General features: G+C 64.8%; 9 protein-coding genes. 2 read left to right on the top strand and 7 right to left on the bottom strand.

Features of this window, described 5'->3' with window-relative positions; genetic code table 11:
* Positions 1 to 17 precede the first annotated feature (17 nt).
* On the top strand, positions 18 to 1,820 hold the full coding sequence (locus AC24YW_RS29810) for a glycoside hydrolase family 15 protein (RefSeq protein WP_487486060.1): 1,803 nt from the start codon (positions 18 to 20) through the stop codon (positions 1,818 to 1,820).
* A 223-nt stretch (positions 1,821 to 2,043) separates the two neighbouring features.
* On the opposite strand, the gene AC24YW_RS29815 is transcribed toward AC24YW_RS29810, so the two are convergent.
* The 7 genes from AC24YW_RS29815 to AC24YW_RS29845 form a co-directional block, all read right to left on the bottom strand.
* Complete coding sequence (locus AC24YW_RS29815; protein ID WP_487486061.1) at positions 2,044 to 2,523, bottom strand: phytanoyl-CoA dioxygenase family protein; 480 nt, start codon at positions 2,521 to 2,523, stop codon at positions 2,044 to 2,046.
* Positions 2,524 to 2,746: 223 nt separating this feature from the next.
* Positions 2,747 to 3,559: an HAD family hydrolase gene (locus AC24YW_RS29820; RefSeq protein ID WP_487486062.1), complete on the bottom strand. Its 813-nt coding sequence runs from the start codon at positions 3,557 to 3,559 to the stop codon at positions 2,747 to 2,749.
* Positions 3,556 to 4,062, bottom strand: coding sequence for a gluconokinase (locus AC24YW_RS29825; protein ID WP_487486230.1), 507 nt, complete (start codon positions 4,060 to 4,062; stop codon positions 3,556 to 3,558). The genes AC24YW_RS29820 and AC24YW_RS29825 overlap by 4 nt, the downstream gene beginning before the upstream one ends.
* 22 nt (positions 4,063 to 4,084) lie before the next feature.
* The gene (gene pgl, locus AC24YW_RS29830) at positions 4,085 to 4,834 is read right to left on the bottom strand and encodes a 6-phosphogluconolactonase (protein WP_487486231.1); all 750 of its coding nucleotides are present in this window, start codon (positions 4,832 to 4,834) and stop codon (positions 4,085 to 4,087) included.
* Positions 4,834 to 6,345, bottom strand: coding sequence for a glucose-6-phosphate dehydrogenase (gene zwf, locus AC24YW_RS29835; protein ID WP_487486063.1), 1,512 nt, complete (start codon positions 6,343 to 6,345; stop codon positions 4,834 to 4,836). The genes pgl and zwf overlap by 1 nt, the downstream gene beginning before the upstream one ends.
* A 28-nt stretch (positions 6,346 to 6,373) precedes the next feature.
* Positions 6,374 to 7,372 (bottom strand): phosphogluconate dehydrogenase (NAD(+)-dependent, decarboxylating), encoded by a 999-nt coding sequence (gene gnd / locus AC24YW_RS29840; protein WP_487486064.1) that lies wholly within the window; start codon positions 7,370 to 7,372, stop codon positions 6,374 to 6,376.
* Between the two features lie 13 nt (positions 7,373 to 7,385).
* Complete coding sequence (locus AC24YW_RS29845; RefSeq protein WP_487486065.1) at positions 7,386 to 10,235, bottom strand: bifunctional transaldolase/phosoglucose isomerase; 2,850 nt, start codon at positions 10,233 to 10,235, stop codon at positions 7,386 to 7,388.
* An 851-nt stretch (positions 10,236 to 11,086) separates the two neighbouring features.
* Here AC24YW_RS29845 and AC24YW_RS29850 point away from each other — a divergent pair.
* Positions 11,087 to 13,030, top strand: a complete 1,944-nt coding sequence (locus AC24YW_RS29850) for a PrkA family serine protein kinase (protein ID WP_487486066.1) — start codon at positions 11,087 to 11,089, stop codon at positions 13,028 to 13,030.
* The last annotated feature ends 3 nt before the right edge of the window (positions 13,031 to 13,033 follow it).

Consider the following 13,033-nt stretch of genomic DNA (forward strand, 5'->3'; position numbering starts at 1 on the left):
GCCAGGCTCGCACGACATTGGCTCAGAGGATCGAGGACTATGCGCTGATCGGCGATTGCGAGACCGCGGCGCTGGTGGGGCGCAACGGCTCGATCGACTGGCTGTGCTGGCCCGCCTTCGATTCCGACGCCTGCTTTGCCGCCATCCTCGGCACCCACAAGAACGGGCGCTGGCTGATCGCGCCATGCGAGGACGCAACCCGCATCTCGCGGCGCTATGTGGGCCATACCCTCGTCCTCGAGACCCGCTTCGAGACGAAGAGCGGCACGGTTGCGCTGATCGACTTCATGCCGCCGCGCGGCAAAGCGTCCGACATCGTGCGGCTGGTGCGCGGCATCAACGGCACCGTGAAGATGCGGATGGAGCTCGTTATCCGCTTCGGCTTCGGCGCCGATACTCCCTGGGTGCGGCGGATCGACCATTCCTTGCTGGCCATCGGCGGCCAGGACATGACGGTGCTGCGCACGCCGGTCGAGACCCGCGGCGAGGATCTGACCACCGTCTCGGACTTCGAGGTGAAGGAAGGCGAGACCGTGCCCTTCGTGCTGACCTACGGCCCCTCGCATCTCGAGCCGCCCGCTCCGATCGATCCCGAGCTCGCGCTCCAGGAGACCGAAGCTTTCTGGCAGGATTGGTGCGGCCACTGCACCCGCGACGGCGACTACCAGGATCTCGTCCTGCGCTCGCTGATCACGCTGAAGGCGCTGACCTTCGCGCCGACCGGCGGCATCGTCGCGGCACCCACCACCTCCTTGCCGGAGAAGCTCGGAGGCAGCAGGAACTGGGACTACCGCTTCTGCTGGCTGCGCGATGCCACCTTCACGCTGCTGGCGCTGATGAACTCGGGCTACACCGAGGAAGCCCTGGCCTGGCACAATTGGCTGCTGCGCGCCGCGGCGGGCTCCCCTTCGAACATGCAGATCATGTACGGCATCTGGGGCCAGCGGCGGCTGCTGGAATGGGAGGCAGGCTGGCTCGGCGGCTATGAGGGCGCGCAGCCGGTGCGCGTCGGCAATGCCGCCCACGCGCAGCTCCAGCTCGACGTCTATGGCGAATTGATCGATGCCTTCCACCAGTCGCGCATGGCGAGGCTCAAGCTCGACGACGAGACGACCTGGGCGCTGGAATGCGCCGTGCTCAATCATCTGGCCGAAGTCTGGGACCAGCCCGATCACGGCATCTGGGAACGGCGCGGCCAGCCCAAGCACTACGTGTTCTCCAAGGTGATGACCTGGGTCGCCTTCGACCGCGGCATCAAGAGCGCCGAGACCTTCGGTTTCAAGGCGCCGCTCGTGCATTGGCGCATCTTGCGCGACGCGATTCATCGCGACGTCTGCGACAGGGGATTTGATGCGGAGGTGGGCGCCTTCGTCGAATCTTACGGCTCGAAGATGCTCGATGCATCCGTGCTGCTGCTGCCCGCCGTCGGCTTCCTGCCGGCGGACGACCCGCGCATCCGCAGCACCATCGCCGCGGCCGAAAAATGCCTGATGCACGGCGGCTTCGTGCTGCGACACGACCCGCGCGAGCTGCCCCCGGACCAGCCGCCGCTCGAAGGCGCCTTCCTGGCCTGTACTCTGTGGCTCGCCGATGCCTACGTGCTGTCGGGCGATCTCGACAAGGCGCAAGTCCTGTTCGATCGCGTGGTGAGCATTGCGAACGACGTCGGCCTGCTCGCCGAAGAGTACGATTCAGACGCAAAGCGTCAGACCGGCAACTTCCCGCAGGCGCTGACCCACATCGCGCTGATCAACACGGCGCATAACCTGTCGGCGGCACGGCAGAAGAGCGAGAAGCCGGCGATGCAGCGGTCGAAGTAAGCTAATTTAGCGCTCCGAGGGCGGTGCGCTCCCTCGCCCGCTTGCGGGAGAGGGTTGGGGAGAGGGTGTCTCCGCAATGGGATAGGCCCCTAGAGGAGAAAGCCCTCACCCGCCGCTGCGCGGCGACCTCTCCCGCATCCGCCTTCGCCAAAGGCTTCGGCGGACAAGAGCGGGAGAGGTTAAGGAGCCCGCGGCTATCGTTTCAAACCAAGGCCATTCCGCTTTAGACCCCGAGCCACTCCAAGCCGCCCGGAAGTTCGCTGACGGCAAAGTCCACTTGCAGGACGCGGCGATGCATCGGGGCGGTGGCGGCATCGGAAGCGTGGAGAATCGGCGTCGCGTACAGCCAGATGTCGCCGGCATCAGCCAGACACGCAGCCGTGCCGCAGCGTCGGACGACGTCCCGCACCTCATCTTCCGGAATCCGTCCAAGCTTGTGCGATCCGGGCGCGATCAGCAACGGCGCATTGCTAGCCGGGACCGGATCGATATGCACCCGCAGCGTCACCATGCCAGACAGGAGCGCAAAGGGTGGCTCGACATGCTGCATGCCGCTCTTGATGCTCCACGTGTCGAAGCCATCGACCGGAATGCGCTCCTTCACCGCGATGGTTCGGTCCTGATGCCAGCCGAGCGCCCAGTTCGTCGCGGCGCTCTTGTCGAACAGGATGGCTCTGACCGGACGGCATGCCTTCCCAAGCACCGACGCAGCACAGCTTCCGACATCTCCGCTGGCGGCAAGGAAGGGCGCGAGACCGTCGATGCCTCTTAACCTCAGTCCGGCGTGATCGGGCGGCAAATGGCGCAGGTTGCCCTGAGCTCGTCCAACCGATCCGATGTCAGTGCCTCCCGGCACAGCTGCGCGCCGTCATCCGGAAAAGTCAGCCGTTCAATTGCCAAGGTTGCGCACCGCATCGGCCGATCGCTCACCCCACCCCGTTCCGCGTCAAGATCATCTCCATCGCCTCGGCAAAGCCATCCTGCTCGTTGCTTGCAGTGACATGCGTCGCCTCGTCCTTGACGTTGTCGGCGGCGTTGCCCATGGCGATCGAGGTGCCGCTGACGCGGAACATCGCGAGGTCGTTCTGCATGTCGCCGATGGTGGCGACCGCGTCGGTGGAGATGCCGAGGCGCTTGGCCATGGCCTGCACGAACGTGCCCTTGTTGAAGCCGGGCGGGGTGATGTCGAGATAATAGGTCTGCGAGCGCACCGCGGTGGCCGCGCTGCCGAGCGCTTCCTGCATGACCTTCTCGCAAGCCTCGAGGCGGGCGGCATCGGCACTGGCGCCGACGATCTTGCAGGCACCGGCGAGATACGGCGAAAAGTCCGTCACGATGGTCGGATCGGCGCGGATCGTGTGCCGCTCGTGCGCGACGTACTTTCCGTCGGGATTGTCGATCAGCCATTTGTCGGTGGTGAACAGCCAGACATCGGCGCCGAACTCGCGCAGGATCTGCAGGGAACGCTCGGCCGCGCGCGCGGGAATCAGGTGCTGCTCGACCGCCCGCATCTCGGGATCGACGATCGAGGAGCCGTTGAACGGCCCAACCGGCAGCCACAGCGCCAGCGGCTCGATCAAGAAGCGCATGCCGATGGCGGGGCGGCTGGAGGTGATGGTGAAGCCGATGCCGGCCTTGTGCAGCCGATGCACGGCGGACTTCGCGCGCTCCGTCAGCGTCTTGTCCTTGGTCAACAGCGTGCCGTCGACATCGGAGACCACGAGTGAGATTTGGGTCATGGCAGAACCTTGGGTGTTGCGCCGCCCAGTTTGAGCTGCCGCACGATGCCGTCCACGATCGCCTCGACGGTCTCGTCGATCGAGACGGTGATGACGTGCTCGCCCGGCTCCGGCGGCTCCAATGTCTCGAATTGGCTGGTCAGCAGTCCGGGCGGCATGAAATGTCCCTTGCGCTGCGCGAGCCGCTCGGCGATCAGCTCCTTTGTGCCCTTCAGGAACACGAAGCGGACGTCGTCGCGGCCACGCAGCAGCACGTCGCGATAGGCGTGCTTCAGCGCCGAGCAGGCAATGATGACGTGCTCACCCCGTCCGCACACGAGCGCGATCTCGTCGGCGATGGCATTCAGCCAGGGCCAGCGATCTTCGTCGGTGAGGGGATGTCCGGCCCGCATCTTCTCGACATTGCCGGCGGGATGGAAGCTGTCGCCGTCCTCGAAGCGCCAACCGAGCCGCTCGCCGAGCGCCTTCGCAACCGTGCTCTTGCCGGAGCCCGACACGCCCATCACGATCAATGCACAAGGTGCTTCAGCGCGGCCCACGAATATCCTCCGGAAGCGCGGCCTCGTCGACCAGCCAGACGGTCTCGCCGTTCGAGCGCGCGCGTAACGCCGGCAGATTCTCGCCATTGCAGAGGCGCGTCAAGATCGGCTGCTTGTCGTGCCCGGCAATCTCGAACAGCATCTCGCGGCAGGAGGCCAAAGCGGGCAGGGTGAGCGACACCCGCGGCACGAACGGCGCGACGTTCGCCTTGGGAACGCCGACGACCCAGCGGCGGGTCTCCTCGATCTCGGGGTAGCCGGGGAACAGCGAGGCGGTGTGGCCGTCCGGGCCCGCGCCCATCAGGACGAGATCGAACAGCGGGCGCCCCGGATCGAGCTGGTCTGCGCCATAGAAGGCCTTCAGCTCGCGCGCATAGGCTTTCGCAGCGGCATCGGGATTGTCGGCCGTGGTCGGGATCGGGTGGATATGGCCGGCGGGCGCATTGCGGTCGAGAAAGATCGCGCGCGCGACAGCCATGTTGTTGAGAGGATCGCTTTCGGGCACGAAGCGCTCGTCGCCGATGAACCAGTGCACGCGGTCCCACGGAATCCTGCTGCGCCAGGCCTCGCTGCCGAGCAACTGATACAGCTTTTTCGGGCTGGAGCCGCCGGTGAGGCAGATCGCGATGCGGTCGGGATTGGCCGCGATCCGCGCCAGCACGCGTTCGGCCGCGGCGCGGGCGAGAGCTTCGGCATCGGCCTCGACGATCAGCTTCGGCTGCTCGGCCCGAGCCATCACGAGTACTTCCGCCAGCTTCGCCCGTCGCGCCGGAGCAACTCGTCGGCGCAGGCAGGGCCGTCACTGCCGGCTTCATAGGTTTCGATGCCATTGGTGCCCGCGCTCTTCCAGGCGTCCAGGAACGGCTGCACCGCCTGCCAGCCTGCCTCGATGCCGTCGGCGCGCTGGAACAGGATGTTGTCGCCGATCATGCAGTCGTAGATCAGCGTCTCATAGCCGGTCGAGGGGTCGGCGCGGAAATAATCGCCGTACTTGAATTTCATCTCGACGCCGTCGATTGTGATGCTCGGCCCCGGGATTTTTGCGTTGAACTGCAGCTCGATGGTCTCGGTCGGCGCGATGCCGATGGTCAGGAAGTTCTGCGACAGGCGGTCGACGTCCGTCCCTGAGAACATCGACAGCGGCGCCTGCTTGAACTTGATCGCCACTTCCGTCCGCTTGTGTCCGAGCGCCTTGCCAGTGCGCAAATAGAAGGGCACGCCGGCCCAGCGCCAATTGTCGATCATCAGCTTGAGCGCAACAAAGGTCTCGGTGGTGCTGTCCGGCTTGACCTCCGCGGTCTTGCGATAGTCCGTGATCTCGTCGTCGCCGCTACGGCCGGCAAGATATTGCGCGCGCACTGAATTCTTCAGTGCGTCCTCCCGGCTGGGCAGCTGGATCGATGTCAGCACGTCCGCCTTCTCGGAGCGTACGGAATGTGCGTCGAAGCGAGCGGGAGGCTCCATCGCGACCAGCGACATCAGCTGGAACAAATGGTTCGGCACCATGTCGCGCAGCGCGCCGGTGGCATCGTAGAAGCCGCCGCGGTGGCCGACGCCGAGCTTCTCCTCCACGGTGATCTGGATATGATCGATGTGGTTGCGATTCCAGATCGGCTCGAACATGCCGTTGGCGAAACGCAGCACCAGAATGTTCTGCACCGTTTCCTTGCCGAGATAGTGGTCGATCCGGTAGATCTGGTGCTCGTCCATGATCTTCAAGAGCTCGGCATTCAGCGCGCGGGCCGAGGCGAGGTCGGTGCCGAACGGCTTCTCGATCACGAGCCGCCGCCAGGCACCGTTCTCCTGCATCATGCCGGTGCGGCCGAGCTCCCGCGCGGTCGGTGCGAACGCGGCAGGCGGCGTTGCCAGATAGAACAGCCGGTTGCCGCCGGTGTCCTGCGCGCATTCCAGCGAATCCAGATGCTCACGCAGGCGGTCGAAGGAGGGCGGATCCTTTGCGTCGGCCTCGACGAAGGTCACGCATTCCAAAAGCCTCGTCGCGATGTCGTCGTCCACCGGGCGCGTCGCGAATTGCCGCAAGCCCTTCAGCAGGCTGTCGCGCAGCTCCTCATCCGACTGGCCCCTGCGGGCGACGCCGACGACGCAGAACTTTTCCGGCAACAGGTGCTCGGCCGCCAGATTGTAGAGCGAGGGCATCACCAGGCGATGGGTGAGATCGCCGGTGACGCCGAAGATGACGAAGGCGCAATTGTCCGGCTTGCGCTTGGGCTGCGGGTCTTTTGTCACGAATGGTCAGCCTTCGCTTGGTTACGCGTTACTTCGGCTTCGCCGCGCCCGGTTGCGTCGGCTCCTTGTGCCCGCCGAACCCAGCGCGCATCGCCGAGAGAATTTTTTCGGCGAAGGTGTGTTCCCGACGGGAACGGAAACGTGTGTAGAGCGCCGCAGTCAGGACCTCTGCCGGCACGGCCTCGTCGACCGCCGCATTCACGGTCCAGCGGCCTTCGCCGGAATCCTCCACGAAGCCGGAATATTCCGACAGTTGCGGACTGTCGGCGAGCGCGGCCGAGGTGAGGTCGAGCAGCCAGGATGGAATCACGCTGCCGCGCCGCCACACTTCGGCGATGTCGGCGAGATCGAAATCGTAGCGGTGATCCGCCGGCAAAGCCTCGATATTGGCATTCCTGAGGATGTCGAAACCTTCGGCATAGGCCTGCATCAGGCCGTATTCGATGCCGTTGTGGATCATCTTGACGAAATGGCCGGCGCCGACAGGCCCGGCGTGGATGTAGCCTTGCTCGACGCGGGGATCGCGGCCCTCGCGCCCCGGCGTGCGCGGAATGTCGCCGGCGCCCGGCGCGAGCGCAGCAAAGATCGGATCGAGCCGGTCGACCACCTGCTTCTCGCCGCCGATCATCATGCAGTAACCGCGGTCGAGCCCCCACACGCCCCCCGAGGTGCCGACATCGACGTAATGGATGCCGCGCGCCTTCAACGCCTTGCCGCGGCGGACGTCGTCCTGCCAGAAGGTGTTGCCGCCGTCGATGATGACGTCGCCTTCCTGCATCACGCCGGCGATGGTCTCGATCGTGGTCTCGGTGATGCGTCCTGCTGGCAGCATCACCCAGGCGGTGCGCGGCCGCTCCAGCTTGGCGACGAACTCTTCCAGCGTCGCCGAGCCGACCGCGCCGTCGGCGGCGAGGTTAGCTACGGCCTTCGCATCCTTGTCGTAGACCACCGTCGAATGCCCGTGGCGCATCAGGCGGCGAACGATGTTGCCGCCCATTCGGCCGAGGCCGATCATGCCGAGTTGCATCTGCAATATTCCTTCAGTTCAGCGCGTCGTTGAGCGCTGCATTGAGCGTGGCGAGGCCTTTCTTGAGGCCACCCTTCAGGTGTACCCGCAGCGCGCGCCGGCCGCGTTCCGTCAGCACGTCGAAATCGCCGCGCGCCTGCGCCGCCTTGATCACGCCGAAGCTCGCCTTCTGGCCCGGCACCGGCAGGTCCTTGGCGTCATCGGCGGTGATCTGGAGGAACACGCCGCTGTCGGGCCCGCCCTTGTAGGCCTGTCCCGTCGAGTGCAGGAAGCGCGGGCCGAACTCGGCGCAGGTTGCGACATGCCGCTTCTCGCGCACCTCGAGCCGCATCGCCTGGAGCGCGTCGATCGTGGCCTTGTCGCGCGCGATGTAGCCGAGCAGGGCGACGTAGTCCCCGTCGCTGGATCGCGACAGATGCGCCTTCAGCCAGGAGCCGAGATCGCCGTTGGCGCCGGCGGCGCGCAGCGCTGCGGCGTTGGCCTCGTCGGTGTAGAGATCGGCGTCCTTGGTGCTGACCACCGGCTCTTCCGCCGGCAGCTTGCCGGTCTTCTCGAACGCGGCGGTGAGCTCGCGGGTCTTGATCTTGGCCGCTTCGACGTCCGGCTGGTCGAACGGATTGATGCCGAGAATGCTGCCGGCCACGGCGGTTGCCATCTCGAAGCGGAAGAATTCCTGGCCGAGATGCTCGATCGACTTCATGACGATGCGCACCACGGGGTGACCCGCCGCCTCGATCGCGGCAAGCTGGGAGTCATGTGCGGCGTCCGCTTCGCCTTCGACACGGATGTCGATGAAGAAGCGGTCGTTGCCGTAGACGGAGGGATCGCCCAGCGGCTCGCCCTCGATCGGGATCAGGCCCTTGCCCTCCTTGCCGGTCGATTCCGCGATCAGCTGCTCGGCCCAGGCGCCGAAATCGGCGATCTTCTTCGACGCCAGGATCGTCACCTTGTCGCGGCCTTCGAGCCCGGCGAGACCCATGGCGAGGCCGAGCTGCACGCCCGGGTTTTCGGACGGCGGCACGTCGGGGCCGCAGGAGCGGGCCATCGCCAGCGCGTGCTTGACGAAGATCTTGACGTCGATGCCCGCGGTCGCCGCCGGCACCAAGCCGAAGGGCGAGAGGACCGAATAGCGTCCGCCGATCGAGGGCTCGCCATGGAAGATGCGGGCGTAATGCAGGCTCTTCGCCGCCTTCTCCAGCGAGGAGCCGGGATCGGTCACCGCGATGAAGCGATGCCCGGTCTTCACCTTGGGACCCACAGCCTTGGCAACCTGCTCGTGGAAATAATCCTTCATCGCGTTCGGCTCGGTGGTGCCGCCGGACTTGCTGGAGACGATGAAGACGGTGTTGGCGATGTCGATCTTCGCCTCCATCGCCCGCACCTGCGCCGGATCGGTGGAGTCGAGCACGTGCAGCCTGGGGAAGCCGGGCTTCTTGCCGAAGGTCTCGGCCAGCACCTCGGGGCCGAGGCTGGATCCGCCCATGCCGAGCACGACGGCGTCGGAGAATTTCTGGCCCTTCACGCGGCCGGCATAGTCCTCGTAATCGGCAATGTCGGCCTTGGCCGGACTGTCGAGCCAGCCCAGCCATTTGTCCTCGTCCGCACCGGTCCAGACCGACTTGTCGCGCTGCCACAGCCTGCGGATCCTGGCCGACGCCCGCCATTCCTCCGTGGACTTGGCCAGCGCCTTGCCGAGCGCCTCGCCCAGCGAGAGCTGCTGGCGGTCGAGTGCGGGCCCGAGCACGACCGCGCGCTTGTGGGCGACGGCGCCGTAGAGCTTGTCGGCGGCATCCGCAAACAGCTTGACGCCGTCCTTGACCAGCTCCTCGGCGATCGCCTCGAGCGAGATGCCGGAGCGCTCCAGCTCGTCCAGCACGCGTTTCGCGTCCTCGACGTTCTCCTCCAGGCTGTCGCGCGGCTTGCCGTGGTCGCGGAACGCATCCAGCGTTGCCGGCGGCACGGTGTTGATGGTGTCGGGGCCGATCAGCTCCTCGACATAGAGGACGTCGCTGTAATCCTTGTTCTTGGTGCCGGTGGAGGCCCATAGCATGCGCTGCGGCTTGGCGCCCTTGGCGGCGAGCTTCTCCCAGCGGGGACCTGAGAACAGGCGCTTGTAGTCCTGGTAGGCGAGCTTGGCGTTGGCGATCGCCACCTTGCCCTTGAGCGCGGCGAGACGTTCCTTCTCGGACGGATCGTTGGCGCGGGCGATCTTCTCGTCGAGCTGCTTGTCGACCACCGAATCAATCCGGCTGACGAAGAAGCTGGCGACGCTGGCCACATGCGACGGATCGCCGCCGCCGGCGACGTAGGTCTCCAGACCGGCGATGTAGGCCTCGGCCACCTCGAGATAGACGGCCTTGGAGAACAGCAGCGTGATGTTGATGCTGATGCCCTCGCTGATCAACTGCTCGATCGCCGGCAGGCCCTCCGGCGTCGCCGGCACCTTCACCATCAGGTTCTTGCGACCGACGTCCTTCCAGAGCCGCCGCGCCTCCGCGATCGTGCCTGACGTGTCCATGGCGAGATAGGGCGAGACCTCCAGGCTGACATAGCCGTCGCCGCCCTTGAGGCGGTCATAGACCGGGCGCAGCACGTCGGCGGCGTTCTGGATGTCCTCGACCGCGACGGCCTCGAACAGGTCGGCCACATTGCGGTCGCCGCGCTTCAGCGCCTTGCCGATCGGCGCGTCGTATTCGTCCGAGCTGCCGATCGCCTTCTCGAAGATCGACGGGTTGGAGGTGACGCCCTTGACGCCGTCGGTTTCGATCAGCCGCTTCAGGTCGCCTTTGGCGATGAAGCCGCGGGCCAGGAAGTCGAGCCAGACCGCCTGTCCGTGCTTTTCCAGTTCTTTGACGGGATTCATGATGCTTATTATCTCCAAGCCTGCGGACGAGGGGTTTTCGCGAAGGTCCTGACGCGCTATCCTCTAGCCTACATGCACCCGGGAGGGAACCAATCAAGGGTGCGGGAGTCATACCCTCCAGCGTAACTCCGTCGCGATCATGGCGATCCCGGCGTGGCGCTTATTGTTGCTTAAGGGTCGTCCACCATCCGGCTGATCTGAACGATTCGCTGCCCAGCGGGCATGTCGTCGTCCACTCCTACGCTTCTACGCTTCGCGATCTCCGCATCGACAATGAATTTCTGCCACGGGGTTCGATGGCGGAGATGTTGTCCCGAAGATTGCCGCGGTCACGAAATGACCGTGCTGAGGCCGACGCCGGGCATGCGAAGACCTCCGCAGCATCCCAAGCTGGCCGTTACGCGCAGAACGATCGCGTTGTCATCCGTCCGGTGGGCCTGGCAGCGATTGTGTCACGGTGCTGCGCCTTGCCGCGAGGGACAGGCGGACAGCGCACCGCATTGCAGCAGGAAGATGAACGGGGACCGCAAGGCTTCGCCGTACAAGTGTCATAAGATCGCCGCTCCGGGATCGCTATGCTGCATTGCCGGATGGGGCCATCCCCGGGAACGCCCGGATGTGGCGACCGAGTGACATTTTCTGGAAATGAGCCAGAATAGACAGAGATTCGCACAAAATACGGGCAGGTGCCTGTTCGTAACTCATAGAGTGCCTACGTTGTGCGTTGCGTCGAGTCGGCACCCGGGTGTCCAATGATTGTCATGTGCTCACGCTGATTCGAAACGGCCTGAGGAACGGTCCGGTAACTGCTTTCGTTTCAGCTTGTAGCGGAACTCACGCGGAGAGGGATCATGTACAACGATTCTCTATTCAACGCTTTCGCTCGGTCGTTCGAGGCGAGAAGCCAGCACGACATGTCGATGGCGGAATATCTGGAATCGTGTCGAAGCGATCCCATGAAATACGCGAATGCGGCCGAACGACTGCTAGCGGCGATCGGTGAGCCCCAGACGATTGACACGGCCAAGGACCCACGCCTTGGCCGTATTTTTTTGAACCGCACCATCCGCACCTATCCGGCCTTCGCCGGCTTCTACGGCATGGAAGAAACCATCGAGCGCATCGTCGGTTTCTTCCGCCACGCGGCGCAAGGTCTCGAAGAGCGCAAGCAGATCCTCTATTTGCTCGGCCCGGTCGGCGGCGGCAAGTCCTCGCTCGCCGAGCGGCTCAAGTCGCTGATGGAAGTGCAGCCGATCTACGTGCTCAAGGCCGGCGACGAGCTCTCGCCGGTGTTCGAGAGCCCGCTCAGCCTGTTCGATCCCGATCAGCTCGGTCCGATGCTGGAGGAGAAATACGGCATTCCGCGCCGTCGCCTCACCGGCCTGATGAGCCCGTGGTGCTACAAGCGGCTGGAAGCTTTCGGCGGCGACATCTCGCAATTCCGGGTCGCCAAGATCCAGCCGTCGCGGCTGCGCCAGATCGCGATCGCCAAGACCGAGCCCGGTGACGAGAACAACCAGGACATCTCCTCGCTGGTCGGCAAGGTCGACATCCGCAAGCTCGAGACCTACGCCCAGAACGATCCCGACGCCTACAGCTATTCCGGCGGCCTCAACCGCGCCAACCAGGGCGTGCTCGAGTTCGTCGAGATGTTCAAGGCGCCGATCAAGATGCTGCACCCGTTGCTGACCGCAACGCAGGAAGGCAATTATATCGGCACCGAGAACATCGGCGCGATCCCGTTCACCGGCATCATCTTGGCGCACTCGAACGAAGCCGAGTGGGCGAGCTTCAAGGCCAACAAGAACAACGAGGCCTTCATCGACCGCATCTGCGTCATCAAGGTGCCTTACTGCCTCAGGGTCACCGAGGAGCAGAAGATCTACGAGAAGCTGATCCAGGGCTCCGAGCTCGCCTCGGCGCCTTGCGCGCCGTCGACGCTGGAGACGCTGGCGCGGTTCTCGGTGATGTCGCGCCTGCGCAAGCACGAAAACTCCACCCTGTTCGGCAAGATGCGGGTCTACGACGGCGAAAGCCTGAAGGAATCCGATCCGAAGGCGCGCAGCGTCCAGGAATATCGCGACGCCGCCGGCGTCGACGAGGGCATGGACGGCGTCTCCACCCGCTTCGCCTTCAAGATCCTGGCCGCCACCTTCAACCACGATCCGCAGGAGGTGGCCGCCGACGCCGTGCATCTGATGTACGCGCTGGAGCAGGCGATCCGCCGCGAGCAGCTGCCCGAGGAGGTCGAGAAGCGCTATCTCGAATTCATCAAGGCGGATCTGGCGCCGCGTTATGCCGAGTTCATCGGCAACGAGATCCAGAAGGCTTATCTCGAATCCTACTCGGATTACGGCCAGAACCTGTTCGACCGCTACGTCGATTACGCCGACGCCTGGATCGAGGACCAGGACTTCAAGGACCCCGACACGGGCCAGCTGCTCGATCGCGAGCTCTTGAACCAGGAGCTGACGAAAATCGAGAAGCCGGCGGGCATCGCCAACCCCAAGGACTTCCGCAACGAGGTCGTCAAATTCTCGTTACGGTCGCGGGCCCAGAACGGCGGTAAAAATCCAACCTGGACCTCCTACGAGAAGATTCGCGATGTGATCGAAAAGCGGATATTCTCCCAGGTCGAGGACCTGCTTCCGGTCATCTCCTTCGGGTCGAAGAAGGACGGCGAGACGGAGAAGAAGCACGGCGAGTTCGTCGCACGCATGGTGGAGCGCGGCTATACCGAACGTCAGGTTCGCCGGCTCGTCGAATGGTACATGCGCGTGAAGCAGGCCGGTTGAGGC

The sequence above is a fragment of the Bradyrhizobium sp. USDA3516 genome (genome assembly GCF_057651995.1).

What these genes read in the sequence shown, in the direction of transcription:
- AC24YW_RS29820 (WP_487486062.1), bottom strand. Translation starts at nt 3,559, where the DNA reads ATGACCCAAATCTCACTCGTGGTCTCCGATGTCGACGGCACGCTGTTG.
- AC24YW_RS29825 (WP_487486230.1), bottom strand. Translation starts at nt 4,062, where the DNA reads ATGGGCGTGTCGGGCTCCGGCAAGAGCACGGTTGCGAAGGCGCTCGGC.
- pgl (WP_487486231.1), bottom strand. Translation starts at nt 4,834, where the DNA reads ATGGCTCGGGCCGAGCAGCCGAAGCTGATCGTCGAGGCCGATGCCGAA.
- gnd (WP_487486064.1), bottom strand. Translation starts at nt 7,372, where the DNA reads ATGCAACTCGGCATGATCGGCCTCGGCCGAATGGGCGGCAACATCGTT.
- AC24YW_RS29845 (WP_487486065.1), bottom strand. Translation starts at nt 10,235, where the DNA reads ATGAATCCCGTCAAAGAACTGGAAAAGCACGGACAGGCGGTCTGGCTC.
- AC24YW_RS29850 (WP_487486066.1), top strand. Translation starts at nt 11,087, where the DNA reads ATGTACAACGATTCTCTATTCAACGCTTTCGCTCGGTCGTTCGAGGCG.